The sequence below is a fragment of the Streptomyces sp. NPDC006326 genome (assembly GCF_040612915.1).
Taxonomy (GTDB): domain Bacteria; phylum Actinomycetota; class Actinomycetes; order Streptomycetales; family Streptomycetaceae; genus Streptomyces.
On record NZ_JBEXRC010000064.1, the window covers coordinates 1 to 17772 of the forward strand.

11 protein-coding genes are annotated in these 17772 nt (G+C 73.2%); 4 read left to right on the forward strand and 7 right to left on the reverse strand.

Going from position 1 to position 17772, the window contains the following annotated elements; all coding sequences use genetic code 11:
• The first annotated feature begins 1322 nt into the window (after positions 1–1322).
• Complete coding sequence (locus ABZ128_RS32470) at positions 1323–3005, forward strand: carbohydrate-binding module family 20 domain-containing protein (protein ID WP_356853149.1); 1683 nt, start codon at positions 1323–1325, stop codon at positions 3003–3005.
• 99 nt (positions 3006–3104) lie between these two features.
• Positions 3105–8468 carry a pullulanase-type alpha-1,6-glucosidase gene (gene pulA / locus ABZ128_RS32475; protein WP_356853107.1) on the forward strand — a complete coding sequence of 1788 codons (5364 nt, stop codon included), beginning with the start codon at positions 3105–3107 and terminating at the stop codon, positions 8466–8468.
• Here pulA and ABZ128_RS32480 read toward each other — a convergent pair.
• From ABZ128_RS32480 to ABZ128_RS32510, 7 genes are all read right to left on the reverse strand, one after another.
• Positions 8455–8991: a GNAT family N-acetyltransferase gene (locus ABZ128_RS32480; protein ID WP_356853108.1), complete on the reverse strand. Its 537-nt coding sequence runs from the start codon at positions 8989–8991 to the stop codon at positions 8455–8457. The two genes, pulA and ABZ128_RS32480, sit on opposite strands and share 14 nt — an antisense overlap.
• Positions 8992–9015: 24 nt before the next feature.
• Positions 9016–9714, reverse strand: a complete 699-nt coding sequence (locus ABZ128_RS32485) for a TetR/AcrR family transcriptional regulator (protein ID WP_356853110.1) — start codon at positions 9712–9714, stop codon at positions 9016–9018.
• Between the two features lie 30 nt (positions 9715–9744).
• Positions 9745–10791, reverse strand: coding sequence for a PDR/VanB family oxidoreductase (locus ABZ128_RS32490; protein WP_356853112.1), 1047 nt, complete (start codon positions 10789–10791; stop codon positions 9745–9747).
• A complete protein-coding gene (locus ABZ128_RS32495; protein WP_356853113.1) occupies positions 10788–11684 on the reverse strand; it encodes a metal-dependent hydrolase in 897 nt (298 codons plus the stop codon). Before ABZ128_RS32495 ends, ABZ128_RS32490 begins: the two co-directional genes overlap by 4 nt.
• A gap of 84 nt (positions 11685–11768) precedes the next feature.
• Positions 11769–13688 carry a hypothetical protein gene (locus ABZ128_RS32500; RefSeq protein WP_356853115.1) on the reverse strand — a complete coding sequence of 640 codons (1920 nt, stop codon included), beginning with the start codon at positions 13686–13688 and terminating at the stop codon, positions 11769–11771.
• 155 nt (positions 13689–13843) lie between these two features.
• Complete coding sequence (locus ABZ128_RS32505) at positions 13844–14644, reverse strand: tyrosine-protein phosphatase (protein WP_356853116.1); 801 nt, start codon at positions 14642–14644, stop codon at positions 13844–13846.
• 31 nt (positions 14645–14675) lie between these two features.
• Positions 14676–15278 carry a rhomboid-like protein gene (locus tag ABZ128_RS32510; RefSeq protein ID WP_356853117.1) on the reverse strand — a complete coding sequence of 201 codons (603 nt, stop codon included), beginning with the start codon at positions 15276–15278 and terminating at the stop codon, positions 14676–14678.
• A 65-nt stretch (positions 15279–15343) separates the two neighbouring features.
• On the opposite strand from ABZ128_RS32510, the gene ABZ128_RS32515 reads away from it, so the two are divergent.
• On the forward strand, positions 15344–16189 hold the full coding sequence (locus ABZ128_RS32515; protein WP_356853119.1) for a hypothetical protein: 846 nt from the start codon (positions 15344–15346) through the stop codon (positions 16187–16189).
• Positions 16190–16256: 67 nt separating this feature from the next.
• Positions 16257–17702 (forward strand): PepSY domain-containing protein, encoded by a 1446-nt coding sequence (locus tag ABZ128_RS32520; RefSeq protein WP_356853121.1) that lies wholly within the window; start codon positions 16257–16259, stop codon positions 17700–17702.
• Positions 17703–17772: the final 70 nt, after the last annotated feature.

Sequence of the window (17772 nt, forward strand, 5' to 3'; positions counted from 1 at the left end):
TGTCGTGCCGGGCCGTCAAGGGCGCTCTCTTCGTTCGCGTCGCTTCGCGATGGCCTGCGGCCACCCTTGACCGCCCGGCCCGCCCCGGAAAGACAACAGACTGCCGGGAAGCCCCCGAAGGATGGCCGGGGGGACAGATGGACATGCGGGCCCATCAGCGTTGCCCGAGCCGTCTCCGGCTGCCAGTTCCCCTTCCGGGGCCGATAGGCCCCTTTTCCGAGCCCAGCCCAGGTCAAGCCGCAGCCGACGCCAATGAGATGACCATCGGGGGCCGGGAGAGGCCACCATCGCCCCAGATCGCTACACAGTCGGTCCCGGCATAGCGTCCGCGGCCCGTCTGGGGCTGGGATGGCCGCCATGGATGGCAGTCATGACGCCAGTCATGCGCCAGTGGATGGTTTCTCTCGATTTGGCGGCCACTTGGCCGATGAGTGGGCCTTTGGTCGAGCTTGATGACGAAGAGTCTGGCATCCGGCTCCTCCTGGGCCTCTGCCCGCCCCCAGATGCGCACTGAGGGTCCGTTGAGGACCCTGATGGGGCCCGAAGGGCAGGGATGTTGCTTGGATCGGTCCAGATTGCGGTCAGTCGGCTCCCGCGGGCGGCCCACAAGGGGATTCGGGCCTGTGGTCTCGTCCCATCAACCCCGGACGGGCCGCGGACGCCATGCCGGGACCGGCTGTGTAGCGATCTGTCGCGTATGAGCAGCCCAAGGCGGGCCGGGGACGCTAGGCCGGGAGGAGCGCGTAGCGATCTGAGGCGATGGTGGCCCCGGTCGGTCCCGGATGGTCATCTCATTGGTCTCGGCTGTGGCTTGACCTGGCCCGGGGCCCGGAAGAGGGGGCTTATCGGCCCCGGATGGGGAACTGGCAGCCGGAGACGGCTCGGGCAACGCTGATGGGCCCGCATGTCCATCTGTCCCCCCGGCCATTCCTCGGGGGCTTCCCGGCAGTCTTTGTCTTTCCGGGGCGGGGCGGGCGGTCAAGGGTGGCCGAAGGCCATCGCGAAGCGACGCGACGAAGGAGCGCCCTTGACGGCCCGGCACGACACGGAAGGACAGTGGACTGACGGGACGCCCCCGGACCCTCTCCGATGCCGGGTGCGGGAATCCCGACCCCCGAAGCCCCCGCCCCGCCTACCGCCCCCGCCCGCCGGCTCCGCCCTCAAGCCCCCCGCCCCCACCCCGTCCCGCCCCCGGACACGCCCCGGAAACAATTGTGCAATCTCTTGCGCAAGGTCTTGCAGGGGCTTCGGCCTGCCCCTACGGTCGCTGCAATCCCCGCCTCTTCCGCCAGGAGGACCCCCGCATGCGCCCCACCGCAAGAATGGCCAGAGCCCTGCTGGCCTCCACTGCGCTTGCCGCCGCGAGCGTCACGGCGACCGGCCCCCACGCGGCCGCCGCGGCGCCCGGTGGCAAGGACGTCACCGCCGTGCTGTTCGAGTGGCGGTTCGACTCCGTCGCGAAGGCCTGCACCGATTCGCTGGGGCCCGCCGGGTACGGGTACGTCCAGGTGTCGCCGCCGCAGGAGCACATCCAGGGGTCCCAGTGGTGGACCTCGTACCAGCCCGTCAGCTACAAGATCGCCGGGCGGCTCGGGGACCGGGCCGCCTTCAAGGCCATGGTCGACACCTGCCACGCCGCCGGCGTGAAGGTCGTCGCCGACTCGGTGATCAACCACATGGCGGCCGGCGACGGCGTCGGGACGGGCGGGTCTTCGTACACGAAGTACGGCTACCCGGGGATCTACTCCGGCGCCGACATGGACGACTGCCGGGCCACGATCTCCAACTACCAGGACCGGGCCGACGTCCAGAACTGCGAGCTCGTGCAGCTGGCCGACCTGGACACCGGTGAGGACTACGTGCGCGGGCGGATCGCCGGGTACCTGAACGACCTGCTGTCGCTGGGCGTGGACGGCTTCCGGATCGACGCCGCCAAGCACATGCCGGCCGCCGACCTCGCCAACATCAAGGGCCGGCTGGCCAACCCGTCCGTCTACTGGAAGCAGGAGGCGATCCACGGCGCCGGCGAGGCCGTCTCGCCCACCGAGTACCTCGGCAACGGCGACGTACAGGAGTTCCGCTACGCCCGCGACCTCAAGCGGGTGTTCCAGAACGAGAACCTCGCCTATCTGAAGAACTTCGGGGAGGGCTGGGGGTACCTGCCCTCCGGGCAGGCCGGGGTGTTCGTCGACAACCACGATACCGAGCGCGTCGGCGACACCCTCACCTACAAGGACGGCTCCGCCTACACCCTCGCCAGCGTGTTCATGCTGGCCTGGCCGTACGGGTCCCCGGACGTGCACTCCGGATACGAGTGGAGCGACAAGGACGCCGGTCCGCCGAACGGCGGCGCGGTGAGCGCCTGCTACACCGGTGGCTGGAAGTGCCAGCACGCCTGGCGGGAGATCTCCTCCATGGTCGCCTTCCGCAATGCGGCCCGCGGCCAGGCCGTCACCGACTGGTGGGACAACGGCGGCGACCAGATCGCGTTCGGGCGCGGCGCCAAGGCGTACGTGGCGATCAACCACGAGGGCTCGGCCCTGACCCGCACCTTCCAGACCTCCCTCCCGGCGGGCGCCTACTGCGACGTGCAGAGCGGGCGCAGTGTGACGGTGGGCTCCTCCGGGCAGTTCACCGCCACCCTCGGCGCCGGTACCGCCCTCGCCCTGCACGTCAACGCCCGTACGTGCAGCGGCAGCGGAACGCCCGCGACGGCCGGGGCGTCCTTCGCAGTCAACGCCACCACGGTCGTCGGCCAGAACATCTACGTCACCGGCGACCAGGCGGCCCTGGGCAACTGGAACACCGCCGCCGCCCTGAAGCTCGATCCGGCGGCCTACCCGGTGTGGAAGCTCGACGTGGCCCTGCCGGCCGGTACGTCCTTCGCGTACAAGTACGTGCGCAAGGACGCCGCCGGGAACACCACCTGGGAGAGCGGGGCCAACCGCACCGCCACCGTCCCGGCGAGCGGTCCGGTGGTGCTGAACGACACCTGGCGCAGCTGACCGCCCGCCCATCAGACCAGGGCCGCCCGGCACCACAGAACCCCGCCACCGCCGGGCGGCCCTCATCCCGTGCCCTGTACGTAACCAAGGAGAACCCCCTTGATACGCCCCGCCGCAGGAGTCCTCGCCGCCGCCCTGGCCGCGGCGCTCCTGCCCGCCCTGCCCGCCGCGGCCGCCGCCCAGGCGCCGACCCCGCCGTCGGACGCGAAACTGGCCGCCGAGCCCGCGCGGCACGACCTGACCCGGGAGCAGTTCTACTTCGTCCTCCCGGACCGGTTCGCGAACGGCGACCCGCGCAACGACCGGGGCGGCCTGACCGGCACCCGGCTGGAGACCGGCCTGGACCCGACGGACAAGGGCTTCTACCAGGGTGGTGACCTCAAGGGCCTGACGGACCGGCTCGACTACATCAAGGGGCTCGGCACGACCGCCATCTGGATGGCGCCGATCTTCAAGAACCAGCCGGTGCAGGGCAAGGGCGAGGACGTCTCGGCCGGCTACCACGGCTACTGGATCACCGACTTCACGCAGGTCGACCCGCACTTCGGCACGAACGCCGACCTGGAGCGGCTGATCGACAAGGCGCACAAGAAGGGGATGAAGGTCTTCTTCGACGTCATCACCAACCACACCGCCGACGTCGTCGACTACCGGGAGCAGTCGTACTCCTACCTGTCCAAGGGGGCCTTCCCCTATCTGACCAAGGACGGCGTGCCGTTCGACGACGCGGACTACGCGGAGCGGAAGGGTACGTTCCCCAAGACGGGCACGGGGTCCTTCCCGCGGACGCCGTTCGTCCCCGACGCGAAGAAGAACCTCAAGGCGCCCGCCTGGCTCAACGACCCGACGATGTACCACAACCGGGGCGACTCCACCTTCGCCGGGGAGTCCTCCGAGCAGGGTGACTTCTTCGGCCTGGACGACCTGTGGACCGAGCGCCCCGAGGTCGTCAGCGGGATGGAGAAGATCTACGAGAAGTGGGTCGGGGACTTCGCCATCGACGGCTTCCGCATCGACACGGTCAAGCACGTCAACACCGGGTTCTGGACGCAGTGGGCGACCGCCCTCGACGCGTACGCCGCCCGGCACGGGCGCAAGGACTTCTTCATGTTCGGCGAGGTGTACTCCGCGGACACCGCGGTGACATCCCCGTACGTGACGCGCGGCCGCCTCGACGCCACCCTCGACTTCCCGCTGCAGGACGCGATCCGCGCGTACGCCTCGCAGGGCGCGGGCGCCGGGCGGCTGGCCGGGGTGCTCGCCGAGGACTACCGGTACACCACCGACAAGGCGAACGCCTACGAGCAGGTCACCTTCCTCGGCAACCACGACATGGGCCGTTTCGGGAGCTTCCTGAAGCAGGACCGGCCGGGCGCCGGGGAGCAGGAGCTGCTGGACCGGTACCGGCTGGCGAACGAGCTGATGTTCTTCTCCCGCGGCAACCCGGTGGTGTACTCCGGTGACGAGCAGGGCTTCACCGGCGCGGGCGGCGACAAGGACGCCCGCCAGCCGCTGTTCGCCACGCGGATCGCCGACTACCTGGACGACGACCAGCTCGGAACGGTGCGCACGCACGCGAGCGATGCTTACGATCCGGGACACCCGCTCTACCAGCAGATCAGTGCTCTCTCGAAGCTGACCAAGGAGCACCCCGCCCTGCGCGACGGGGTCCAGAGCGAGCGCTTCGCCGACGGCTCCGTCTACGCCTTCGCCCGCACCGACACCCGTAGCCGCACCGAATACCTGGTCGCCGCGAACAACGCCGCCGAGGCCCGGACCGTCGAGCTCGACGCCCCGGCCGGCGTCCAGTACCGGACGCTGTACGGCGGCACCGCGCTGATCCGCTCCTCGGCAGCCGGAAAGCTCACCGTCACCGTCCCCGCCCTCGGCTCGGTCGTCCTCCAGGCCACCACCCCCCTTGCCGCCCCCGCCGCCAAGCCCGCCCTGACCCTCACGGTCCCGGCGGCGCCCACCGGCACCGTCGAGCTCACGGCCGACGTCAGCGGCGGCGGCCTGAACCGGGTCGTCTTCGCCGCGCAGACCGGCACGGACAAGTGGCAGGTCCTCGGCTCCGCCGACCACGCCCCGTACAAGGTCACCCAGCACGTCACCGCCCCCGCCGGAACACCCCTGCGCTACAAGGCCGTCGTCGTCGACTCCGCCGGCCGCACCGCGAGCGCCCTCGCCGCGGCCACCGCCGGCCAGGCCCCGCCCGCCCCGGTCCCCACCGCCACCCAGCGCGACTACGCCGTCGTGCACTACCACCGCCCCGACGGCGACTACACCGACTGGCGGCTCTACGCCTGGGGCGACCTCGCCGACGGCGAGGCCACGCCCTGGCCGGCCGGCCACGCCTTCACCGGCCGCGACGCGTACGGCGCCTTCGCCTACGTCCGCCTCAAGCCCGGCGCCTCCTCCGTGGGCTACCTCGTCATCGACAAGGACGGCACCAAGGACGTCGCCGCCGACCGCACCATCGACGTGACCAGGACCGGCGAGATCTGGCTGGAGCAGGGCCGGGAAGCGGCCCGCACCGACCGGCCCGCCTACCCGCCGCAGGACCCCGCCAAGGCCGTCCTGCACTACCAGCGCCCCGACGGCGCCTACGACGGCTGGGGCCTGCACGTCTGGACCGGCGCCGCGAACCCCACCGACTGGAACCAGCCGCTGCGGCCCGTCCGCACCGACTCCTACGGGGCGGTGTACGAGGTCCCGCTCGCCGCCGGGGCCAGCAGCCTGAGCTACATCCTCCACAAGGGCGACGAGAAGGACCTCCCCTCCGACCAGTCCCTGGACCTCAAGGCCACCGGCCACGAGGTGTGGATGCTGTCCGGCCGGGCCCCCTACCTGCTCCCGCAGCCCGCCGGCTCGGGCGCCGCCCTCGACCTCACCAAGGCCCAGGCCGTCTGGATCGACCGCGACACCGTCGCCTGGAACGCACCCGCCGCCGCTGCCTCCGTCCAGCTCCTCGCCTCCCCCGACGGCACGGTCAAGGCCGAGAACGGCACCCTGACCGGCACCAACCGCGCGCAGTGGCTGCGCCTGACCGCAGCGCAGCTGACCGACGCCCAGAAGCAGAAGTTCCCGCACCTGGCCTCCTACGCCGCCTACACCGTCGACCCGCGCGACCGCGACCGCGTCCGAGGCGCCCTGCGCGGCCAGCTCGTCGCGAGCGCCCGCGCCGCGAACGGCGCCGTCCTGGCCGCCACCGGGGTCCAGCTCGCGGGCGTCCTCGACGACCTGTACGCGAACGCCGCGAAGGCCACCGCCCTCGGCCCGGTCTTCAAGGACGGCCGCCCCACCCTGTCGCTCTGGGCCCCGACGGCGCAGCAGGTCGCCCTCGAACTGGACGGCCGCACCCTGCCCATGCACCGTGACGACGCCACCGGCGTCTGGTCGGTGCGCGGCGAGCGCTCCTGGGCCGGAAAGCCGTACCGCTACGCCGTCACCGTCTGGGCCCCGAGCACCGGGCAGATCGTCCGCAACGTGGTCACCGACCCGTACTCCACGGCCCTGACCACCGATTCCGCCGCCAGCCTGGCCGTCGACCTCGCCGACCCGAAGCTCGCACCGCCCGGCTGGCGCGAGCTGCGCAAGCCGGCGCCCGTCCCCTTCACCTCGGCGCAGATCCAGGAGCTCCACATCCGCGACTTCTCCGTCGCGGACCGCACCAGCAAGCACCCCGGCCAGTACCTGGCCTTCACCGACACCGGTTCGGCGGGCATGCAGCACCTGCGCGCCCTGGCCGCCGCCGGCACCTCGTACGTGCACCTCCTGCCGGCGTTCGACATCGCCACCATCCCGGAGAAGGCCTCGGAGCGCACGGAGCCCGCCTGCGACCTGAAGGTGTACGCCCCGGACTCCGAGCAGCAGCAGGCCTGTGTGGCCGCCGCGGCCGCGAAGGACGCGTACAACTGGGGCTACGACCCGCTGCACTACACCGTGCCGGAGGGCTCGTACGCCAGTGACCCCAACGGCACCGCCCGTACGGTCGAGTTCCGCAGGATGGTCCAGTCGCTGAACGGGGCCGGGCTGCGCACGGTCATGGACGTGGTCTACAACCACACCGCCGCGGCCGGGCAGTCGGACGCGTCGGTCCTCGACCGGATCGTGCCGGGCTACTACCAGCGCCTGCTGCCGGACGGGTCGGTCGCCACGTCCACCTGCTGCGCCAACACCGCTCCCGAGAACGCCATGATGGGCCGCCTCGTCGTGGACTCCCTCGTCACCTGGGCCAAGCAGTACAAGGTCGACGGCTTCCGCTTCGACCTGATGGGGCACCACCCGAAGGCCAACATCCTGGCCGTGCGCGCCGCCCTCGACGCCCTGACCGTCGAGAAGGACGGCGTGGACGGCAAGCGGATCATCCTCTACGGGGAGGGCTGGAACTTCGGGGAGGTCGCGGACGACGCCCGCTTCGTGCAGGCCACGCAGAAGAACATGGCCGGCACCGGCATCGCCACCTTCTCGGACCGTTCGCGCGACGCGGTCCGCGGCGGCGGCCCCTTCGACGAGGACCCGCGTGTCCAGGGCTTCGCCTCCGGCCTGTTCACCGCACCCAACGGCTCCGCGGCGAACGGCACCCCCGCCGAGCAGCGGGCCCGCCTGCTGCACTCCCAGGACCTGATCAAGGTCGGGCTGAGCGGGCACCTCGCCTCGTACGCCTTCACGGACACCACGGGCCGCCGCACCAAGGGCTCGGAGGTGGACTACAACGGGGCCCCGGCCGGCTACGCGGCGGCGCCCGGGGACGCGCTGGCCTACGTGGACGCCCACGACAACGAATCGCTGGCCGACGCCCTCACGTACAAGCTGCCGCAGGGCACCTCCACCGCGGACCGGGCCCGGATGCAGGTCCTCGCGATGTCCGTCGCCGCGCTCTCCCAGGGCCCGGCCCTGTCCCAGGCCGGCACGGACCTGCTCCGCTCGAAGTCGCTGGACCGCAACTCGTACGACAGCGGCGACTGGTTCAACGCGATCCACTGGGACTGCCGCGACGGCAACGGCTTCGGCCGCGGCCTGCCGCAGGCCGCCGACAACCGCTCGAAGTGGCTGTACGCCAAGCCGCTGCTGACCGGCCCGGTCCCGAACTGCGCCGACATCGACGGCGCCTCGGCGGCCTACCGCGACCTGCTGAGGATCCGTACGACGGAACCCGCCTTCGGCCTGGCCACGGCGGAGGCGGTGCAGGCCGCGCTGGCCTTCCCGCTGTCCGGCCCGGAGGAGACCCCGGGCGTGGTCACCATGACCCTGGGCGACCTGGTGGTGGTCTTCAACGCCACCCCCGCCGCGCAGGCCCAGCGCGTCCCCGCCCTCGCCGGTACCGCCTACGCGCTGCACCCGGTGCAGGCGGCGGGCTCCGACGCCACGGTCAGGCAGTCGGCGTACGACGTACGGACGGGGGAGTTCACCACCCCGGCCCGCACGGTCGCCGTCTTCACCCGGAACCTCACACGACGGTGAGCTGATCGAGCCGCTTCTCCAGCAGGATCACCCCGTACACCCGGCCGTCCTTGCCCTCCTTGTGGGGGAACTCCCCGACCACCCGGTAGCCCGCACCCCGGTAGTACGCGAGCAGCCGGGGGTTGGTGGAGACGCAGTCGAGCCGCGCCCGCGCAAGTCCGGCCCCGGCGATCCGCCGCTCGGCGTGTTCGAGCATCCGCCGCCCGGTCCCGGCGGGCGCGGTCGCGCGCTGCACCATCAGCCGGTGCACGTAGCCCGCGACGGGGGGCTGCACCCCCCAGGCCTCCTCGTCGGACCACCACAGCTCGTACGCCCCGATGATCCGCTTGTCGGCGTCACCGGCGAGCCACACCTCGCCTTCGCGCATCTTCGCCAGGAAGTGCGCGGTGTCCCGCTCGCCGGGCTTCCACTGGTCGATGCCGTTCTTCTGCATCCAGCGGGCGGCCTGGTCGTACAACGCCACCAGCGTGCCGGCGTCCTTCTCCCCGGCGGGCCGGAACAGGATCCCCTCTTCATTGATCACGCGCGTATTATCACGCGACGATGATCACCTGGGGGAGGGCACCAGCCCCACCAGTCGCCCGACGAGCTCGCCGAAGGGTCCGTCGGCCGGCTCGCCGGCCAGGATGCGCACCATGATCTGCGCCATCTCGGCGTCGTAGGCGGCGCTCACCGCGGCCAGCGCGGCGAAGTCGTGGACGAGCTGCAGCTCCAGCTCGGCCCGCGGGATCTCCCGGCTCTCCAGCCAGATCAGCGCGGTGGACTCGGCGAGCGACACCCACGAGCGCACGACGAGCCTGAGTCGGGCGGGCGGGTCCTCGATCCCGAGGTGGCGCAGGATCTCCTCGTACGCGGCCTGCCGGACCTCGTCGATCATGGCGTTGGTCCGCGTGCTCCCGACGGCCGGCCCGCCGCGCATCAGCGCCGAGAAGCCGGGCCCGTGGTCGTCGACGAACGCGAAGAACCGCCCCATCACCCGCAGCAGCCGCGCCCCGAGCGGCCCTTCCTGCGGCTCCACGAACCGCTGCGCGAGCTCGTCGGCGGCCCGCCGCAAGGCGGCCTCGTACAGGCTCAACTTGCCCGGAAAGTAGTGGTAGACGAGCGGCCGCGATATCCCTGCGGCGGCCGCTATCTCGTCGATGGACACATCGTCGGGCGAGCGGTTGCTGAACAGCTCCAGGGCCACCCCGATCAGCTGCTGCCGCCGCTCCTCGACACCCATCCTGCGCCGCACCCCGGTTGTCATGCGGACACCCTACTGGGCGCCCGCCACAGGTCAGAGGTCGAGGACCAGGTGGGCGGAGGTGGCGCGGGAGACGCACAGGAGCATCGAGTCCTCGCGTTCCCCGTCCGTGAGGAGGGTGTCGCGGTGGTCGACCTCGCCTGCCAGGACGCGGTGTTGGCAGGTGCCGCAGAAGCCCTGTTCGCAGGAGTACGGGGTGTCGGGGAGCTCGCGGCGGACTGCGGTCAGTGCGGATTCGTCCGCCGCGACCTCGATGGTGCGGCCCGAGCGGTGGAGTTCGACCGTGAAGGGGCGTGAGGTCCCGGTCGACGCCGCCGGGGTGAAGCGTTCCAGGTGGACGGGGGTGCCCGCGGGGGCCGCCGCCCGGACCGCAGCCATCAGCCCGTCCGGGCCGCAGCAGTAAACCGCGGTGCCGGGGCCGGCCGCGCGGAGGGCGGTCAGGTCCGGCAGGCCCGTCTCGTCCTGCGGGGCGAGGGTGACGCGCGGGCCGTATGCCTCCAGTTCGGGCAGGAACGGCATCGAGGCGCGGCTGCGGCCGCAGTAGAGCAGGGTCCAGTCGGCGCCCGCCGCGGTGGCCGCGCGCAGCATCGGCAGGATCGGGGTGATGCCGATGCCGCCCGCGACGAAGGCGTACGACGGGGCAGGGACCAGCTCGAAGCGGTTGCGGGGCGGGCGGAGCGCCAGTTCCGCGCCCTCCGTCAGCCGGCCGTGCGCCTCGCGGGAGCCGCCGCGGCCGTCCTCGATCAGGCGGACCGCGATCGTGTAGCGGCCGGTGTCCGCAGGGTCCCCGCACAGCGAGTACTGGCGGATCAGGCCCGAGGGGAGCCGTACGTCGACGTGCGCGCCCGGCGTCCAGGGCGGGAGGTCCGCGGATTCCAGGACGAGCTGCAGGACGCCCTCCGCCGGCTCCGTGCGGGAGACGATCAGCGCGCGCAGCCACCGGCGCGGCGAGTACCCGGAGACCGGGGTCTCCAGCGCCGGCAGCGGCCAGAGGGGGGAGCGGGCGATGCGTCCGCGCAGGGCGCGCCGGGTCAGCAGCGCCGCGCCCGCCAGCGCGGCCACCTTCAGCGTGCGGCTCATGCCCGGGCACCGCCGTTCGCGCCGGGCGAGGAGGCCAGGTAGGCCACGGCCTGGGCGGTGGAGCCCTCCTGGGAGGGGTGGTACGTACGGGAGAGGTAGGTCGGGATCGACCTGAGCATCGCGCCCGTCGAGGGCAGCGTGCCGTGCCGGCCCGCCCGGACGAACTGGCCCAGGGAGGCCTTGGCGCCCGGCAGCTGCGGGTCGTTCTCCATGAAGAACCGGGCGCCCCGCTGCCACAGGAACACCAGCGCCGCGAAGGCCGTGGCCCAGGTGCGGGCGCGGCGGCGGTAGCTGCCGTCCACGTGCATGAACAGGTCGAAGGCCACCGACCGGTGCTCGACCTCCTCCGCGCCGTGCCAGCGCAGCAGGTCGAGCATCACCGGATCGGCGCCCCGCCGGTCCAACTCCTGCGCGTTGAGCACCCAGTCGCCGAGGAAGGCCGTGTAGTGCTCGATCGCCGCGATCAGCGCGACCCGCTCCATGAGCCACCAGTGCCGGGCCCGGCCGGGCGGCAGGGTCCGGTCGCCGAGCAGCTTCTCGAAGAGCCAGTCCACCTGCGCCGTGTACGGGGTCGGGTCCAGGCCGAGCCGCTTCAGGTGGGGCAGTACCTCGTCGTGCGCGGCGGCGTGCATGGCCTCCTGGCCGATGAAGCCGACCACGTCCGTGCGCAGTTGCTCGTCCTTGATGTACGGGAGCACCTGCTTGTAGACGTGCACGAACCAGCGCTCGCCCGCCGGCAGCAGCAAGTGCAGCACGTTGATGGTGTGGGTGGCGAACGGGTCGCCGGGCAGCCAGTGGAGCGGGGTGTCCTCCCAGCCGAAGGACACGTCGCGCGGCTTCAGGTCTATGTGTTCCGACACCACGGGGGCGGGCGCAGGCGGCGTATTAGACATGGCGTCAATGTACTGAGGGGTAGCTGAGAGGAAAACCCCTCTGCACCGGCCACTTCCGCCGCGTGCCGGTCCGGGCCGGCCGGGTCAGCGCAGAACGCCCGCCTTCGTGCCGTCCGTGAGCCTGCCCGCCAGGTCGACCTGCGCCCCCTCGGGGGCCTTCACCGCCAGCCGGTTGCCGGTCGCCGCCCCGCTCACCCCGCCGCCCGAGACCGACAGCGAGGCGAACTGCGCGCTGCCGGCCGCCAGGACGTACCACTGGCCGGCCTTCGACTTCCACAGCACGCCCGCCAGCACCCGCGGCTCCCGCGGTCCGCACGCCCGCGAACCCTCCGCCTTCGCCGCCTGCGCGGCCAGCGGGGCGCCCGGTGTCAGGAACTGCGCCTGCACCCGGTCCTGCGTGCCCGCCCAGGTCTCCGCGCGGGTACACAGCCAGGTCGCGGTGCCCTCGCCCTCGGGCAGCGGCTGCTTCGCGTACGTCCAGGCGTTGACCGTCCGCACCCCGTGCGAGCGGACCGACGGCAGGAGGCAGGCGATGCGGGACCAGTCGCCGAGCTCCCCGCCCTCCGTCACATCGCGTTCGGCGCCCGGCGCGCCCGAGGTCAGCCGGGCGGGGGTGAGTTCCCCGAGGTCGGTGATCAGCCGGGTCGCCCCGTCCCCGGTCAGCGCCAGCGCGTTCCAGCCGGTACAGCTGCCCGCCGGAGCGGGGCTCGCCACCGGCGGGGTGACCCCGTCCGGGCTCAGCTTCAGGGCCGTCGGCGCCTCGCCCGGCTTGAGCAGGTCCCGCTCTCCCGCTCCGGTGATCCAGGGCGCGGTCAGGTAGCGCACGTTGCCGTCGACCCGGCTCAGCACCAGCGCCGTGGCGGTGTCCGCGGAGGCGCCGTCCGTCCGGGCGAAGTCGAGGGCGGCGACCGAGGTTCCGCTGCGCGGTTCGGCGTACCGGACCACGCGCAGCCCGTCGTACAGCAGGACGACCACGGCCTGGTCGACGGTGCCCGCGTACAGCAGCTGCGGCGGTCCCATCGGCGGCCCGGGCGGCGTGCCGGGGGTGGCCGAGGCCACCACGGAGGAGCCGGGCCGGGCCCATACGGCCAGCGCCCGGCGCAGCAGTGCGGTGTCCCCGATCCGGTCCCCCCGGGCAGGCCAGGCCGAGAAGTCCGTACGGGAGGACGTACGCCAGAGGGTGGGCGCGACCCGGACCAGCTTCGCCGGGTCCAGGGCCTGCTCCGCGGCCGCGTTCTTCGCGTACGGCGGGGCCGCGGCCCCGTCCGCCCCCCAGCCCCCGCCCGGCAGCGCGAGCAGGGCCGCGCACACGGTGAGGGCGGCCCCGGCGGCCAGTGCGGCCCGCGCGAACCGGCGCCGCCGCAGCAGATCGGTGGGCCGCGCCTGGAGGACGCAAGGGTCGAACTCCGGGGACGCGAACAGGGCGTCGTGCGCCGGATCTCCCGATTCCGCGACCGCGGCGGCCGGGTTGGCGACCCCCGCCCCCGCCAGCACCCGCAGCACCTCCGGCTCCGGCAGCCGCTCCAGGGCCCGCAGCACGCAGGCCGCCCGGCCCGGCCCGTCGAGGGTGGCCAGCCACTGGTCCAGGGCCAGTTCCTCGGCGCCGCCGGAGCGGGGGAACAGCCGCAGGCCCCACACCTGGGGGAGCAGCACCGGCAACTGCGCCCGCCGCGGCAGCGCCCGGAAGGTCAGCGGGATCCCGGCCTCCAGGGCGGCGCGCAGCACCCGCGCCCGCACGTACGCATACCCGGCGTCGGCTCCCGCGACCCCGGCCCGCTGGCCCGGGACCCCGCCCTGCACGGAGTCGGCCGCCGCCGCGGCGGCTGCGACCTCGCCGGCGCGCCGCCCGCGCGGCAGCGCCCGCTGCGTCAGGGCGTGCGCGGTGAGCACGCGCCGGTTGCGTCCGAGCGCGGGCGGCAGCACCAGATAGGCGAGCCGTACCAGCCGCGGGTAGTGCTCGACGATGGCGGCCTCGGCCTGCTCCACGTCGGGCACGGGCGGCACGGGAGACGAGGGACGGGTGGCGGTATCCGGCGCAGTCACATTCAGCAGAACGAGCGAATCGTCGGATGGTCACCCGTCCGCTGTACGCATCCCCCGGCTGCCGCGGCGGGGCGCCCCGGGGCGGAGCACCGCGCGGGGCGCCCCCGGGAAGGGCCTCAGACCACCAGGCGGGCGCGCATCGCCTCGACCGTCTGGTCCGATACGCCGAGCCCCTCGCGGACGTACTTCTCCATGGATCCGTACCGCAGGGCGACCTCGTCCAGCGCGGCCTCCAGATACGAGGGGAACACCCCGATCAGAGCCAGCGCGATGTCCGGGTCGCCGCCGGCCATCGTGAAGCCCTCGATCAGCCGTGCGAAGGCCTGCTTGACCGCCGGATTGACCGAGAGGTATTCGGCCATCAGGGTGTCCTCGTCCGCGCCGAGCAGCGACAGCACGACCGTCGCGCCCCAGCCCGTGCGGTCCTTGCCGGCCGTGCAGTGGAACAGCAGCGGGCCCGCCTGCGGGTCGGCCAGCTCGGTGAGCAGCGTCGCGTACGCCGCCTGGCCCGAGTTGGTCCGCACGAAGGACCGGTAGGTGTCCTGGAATAGCGCCTGGGCCTTGCCCGCGCCGAGGTGCTCCTCGGCCCGCGCCGGGTCGGACAGCAGGTCCTTGAGCTGGGTGGCGGCCGGTATGCGGCCGGAGCTCAGCATGTCGGCGAGGACGTCCTCGACCAGCAGGCGGGCGCCTTCCGGCAGCCGGTCCGGGTAGTCGGCGCGCTCGGCGGCGGTGCGGAAGTCGATGACCGTACGCAGGCCCAGCGCGGCCACGGCCGGGTCGGCGTCCACGTCGAGCCGGTCGAGCTGGCCCGAGCGCAGGACCAGGCCGGGGCGGACGGTGCGGCCGCCGGACAGCGGGGTGCCGCCGAGGTCGCGGAGGTTGGCGACGGTGGTGGAAGGGGTGGCGGTGGCGGTCATCGTGGCAGCTCCAGCGGTGGGCGCGTCGTATTCATCCGATTTTCAGTTGTTTTGGCGGGGATAGGTAATCGAGCGCCAGAGACACCCCGACCCCGATCCCCAGCGCCGCCAGGTGCCCGGCGTCCGTGAAGGTGCGCTTGCGCGCCAGCACCGGCTGCGCGGCCAGCGCCAGCAGCCCCACCCGGACGGCGGTACGGACCGGCCCGCGCGGCAGTGCGGAGGTCAGCGCACCGAGCACCGCGTTGAACCCGTAGCTCGTGCCGACGTCCAAGGCCCTGCGGGTGGCCGGACCGGCCGTCCGGCGCAGTACGCCGTAGACGAGGAGCGTCGCCGCGGTGTGCCCGAAGAGGAACACCGCGGCCGTCCACCAGGCCCCGTACGCGTACTCCGCGTACCCGAGCACCGCCACGAGCAGCAGCGCGTACGGCAGCGGCATCGGCTCCTCGACGACGAGGGCACTGGTCGCGAGGGTCTCCCAGTGGCCGGCGGCGAGATTGTCGACGTTCGTCGAGCAGCGCCGCAGCAGCCGTTCCCGGTCCGCCGCCGGCCTCCGCCCCAGGGCGTACGCCCCGAGCTGGACCCCGCCGGCGTACACGGCGCCCGCGAGGGGTGGTGGCCATGACAATGGGTTCACCGGACCATGATCGGACAGGGGCCTCGGGCCCCACGCACCGGGTCCCATGCGAGCATGTCCGGGTCATGTCTGGGAGCCCCGCGCCGATGCGCGCCGCACGGGCCGCGATGTTCGCGGCGGTGTGCACCGCATTGGGTGCGGCGGGGCATTCGTACATGTCCGGCACGCACATCCCCTTGTGGGGACTTCTGGGCGCTTTTGCCGGGACCGGGGCCCTCGCCTGGCGGGCTGCCGCCCGCCGCCGCGGCCCCGTGGGCATCACCGCGGCCCTCCTCGCGCTCCAGGCCCTCCTCCACCTCGCCTTTTCCACCACGGCACCGGCGCCTGCGGCCGCGAGCGGCCACGGCACGGCCGGGGGGACGGAGGGCATGGCCGGGATGGAGGGCATGCAGGGCATGGAGCATGCGGCGGGGATGGCCGGCATGCACTCCGCGCACGCACCGCACTCCCTGCACTCCTTGCACTCCCTGCACGGCATGCACGCGGCAGCCGGGCATCCAGCGGACGGCCTCGACGGCCTCGACGGCCTCGACGGGCTGGACGGGCTGGACGGCCTGGACGGGCTCGTCGGGATGGCCGGGCACGGCGGCCTCGGGATGCTGTTCGCCCACCTGCTCGCCGGCCTGCTCTGCGCGGCCTGGCTCGCCTGGGGCGAGGCCACGGTGTTCCGGCTGGCCGGAGTCCTCGGCGCCGCCGCCCTGCTGGCGGCCCGTCCGCTCGCCCGCGCCCTGGCGCTGGTGCGGACCCGGCCGGCCCCCGTACCCGGGCGGCCCGCGCCCCGGCCCTCCTACGCGCGCCCGCGCGGCCTTCGCGGAGCCGTGCACGCCCACGCCCTGGTGCGCCGCGGGCCGCCGCGGCGGCGGGACACCCGCGCCACGGCCCCCGGCCGGCCGGCCCGCGCCTGCGTCTGACGGACGCACGCGCCACGGCGAGACCTGGGGCCGGTCACCCATGTCTCCGCCAACACCTAGGACCCTCATGTCCCTTGACGAGGCCGACGTCCGCATCCCGGACGCCGATGCACCCGCAACCGCCGCCACGTCCGGCACCTGGGCCGCCCTGCGGCCCCTGCTCCTGCGCCTGCACTTCTACGCCGGCGTCTTCATGGCCCCGCTCCTGTTCCTCGCCGCCGCCACCGGACTGCTCTACGCCGCCTCCTGGCAGGCCGAGAAGATCCTCTATGCCGACCAGCTCACCGTCTCCCGCGTCGGCGACAGCGCCCTCCCCCTCACCGACCAGGTCGCGGCGGCGAGGGCCGCCGCGCCCGAAGGCAAGGTCGTGGCCGTATGGCCCGCGCCCGATGCCGAGGCGACCACCCGCGTCGTGATGGAGAAGCCCGGCCTCGCAGAGGGCGAGAACCTCACCGTCTTCGTGGACCCCTACACGGCCCACGTGAACGGCCGGCTCACCACCGCCTCCGACGCACTGCCGCTGCGCGCGTGGCTCAGCGAGTTCCACTCCAGCCTCCACCTCGGGGAGTTCGGCCGGAACTACAGCGAGCTCGCCGCCGGCTGGCTGTGGGTGGTCGCCCTCGGCGGCCTCGCCCTGTGGATGGGCCGCCGTCGCTCCCGCAAGGCCCGCCTGGTCCTGCCCGACCGCGCCGCCACCGGCCGCCGCAAGACCCTCTCCTGGCACGGCACCGTCGGCCTCTGGGCCGCCACCGGGCTCGTCGCGCTCTCGGCCACCGGCCTGACCTGGTCGAAGTACGCCGGTGAGAACATCGGGCAGCTGCAGGACCGGCTCGGCGGGGCCACCCCGTCCGTCTCCGCCTCCCTCGCCGCAGGTGCGGGCACGGACGGGGGCGGCGAGCACGCCGGGCACGTGATGACCGAGGGCATGGAGATGCCCCCGCCGGCGCCCACCGCCGACATCGGCATCGACCGGGCCGTGGCCGCGGCCCGCGCGGCCGGGATCACCGAGCAGCTCCAGGTGACCCTCCCGGCCAAGGGCAAGGGCTACGTGGTCAAGGAGAAGGACAAGCAGGTGCCCGTGCACCTGGACTCCGTCGCCATCGACCCGGCCGACGGCGAGGTCATGGACGTGCTGCGGTTCTCGGACTACCCGGTGCTCGCCCAGCTCACCCGCTTCGGCATCGACCTGCACATGGGCCAGACCTTCGGGCTCGCCAACCAGGTCGCGCTGGCCGCACTCGCGGTCGCCCTGATGTTCCTCGTCGTCTGGGGCTACCGGATGTGGTGGCTGCGCCGGCCCACCAAGGAGCGCACGTTCTCCGTCGGCCGGGCCCAGCCGCGCGGTGCCTGGCGTAAGGCGCCGCTGACGATGCTGCTGCCGCTCGCCGCGGTGACGGCGGTGGTCGGCTGGTTCATACCGCTGCTCGGCATCAGCCTGCTCGCCTTCCTCGCCGTCGACGTCCTGCTGGGGGCGGTGGCGGCGCGCCGTGCGAAGGCCGCCGGGGCCGCCTAGTCCGGCGCGGACGGTCCGGTGGGCCCGTACTCCCGCTGCGGGAGTACGGGCCCACCGTCGGTTCCCGGGC

What these genes read in the sequence shown, in the direction of transcription:
- ABZ128_RS32470 (WP_356853149.1), top strand. Translation starts at nt 1,323, where the DNA reads ATGGCCAGAGCCCTGCTGGCCTCCACTGCGCTTGCCGCCGCGAGCGTC.
- ABZ128_RS32485 (WP_356853110.1), bottom strand. Translation starts at nt 9,714, where the DNA reads ATGACAACCGGGGTGCGGCGCAGGATGGGTGTCGAGGAGCGGCGGCAG.
- ABZ128_RS32490 (WP_356853112.1), bottom strand. Translation starts at nt 10,791, where the DNA reads ATGAGCCGCACGCTGAAGGTGGCCGCGCTGGCGGGCGCGGCGCTGCTG.
- ABZ128_RS32495 (WP_356853113.1), bottom strand. Translation starts at nt 11,684, where the DNA reads ATGTCTAATACGCCGCCTGCGCCCGCCCCCGTGGTGTCGGAACACATA.
- ABZ128_RS32505 (WP_356853116.1), bottom strand. Translation starts at nt 14,644, where the DNA reads ATGACCGCCACCGCCACCCCTTCCACCACCGTCGCCAACCTCCGCGAC.
- ABZ128_RS32515 (WP_356853119.1), top strand. Translation starts at nt 15,344, where the DNA reads ATGTCTGGGAGCCCCGCGCCGATGCGCGCCGCACGGGCCGCGATGTTC.
- ABZ128_RS32520 (WP_356853121.1), top strand. Translation starts at nt 16,257, where the DNA reads ATGTCCCTTGACGAGGCCGACGTCCGCATCCCGGACGCCGATGCACCC.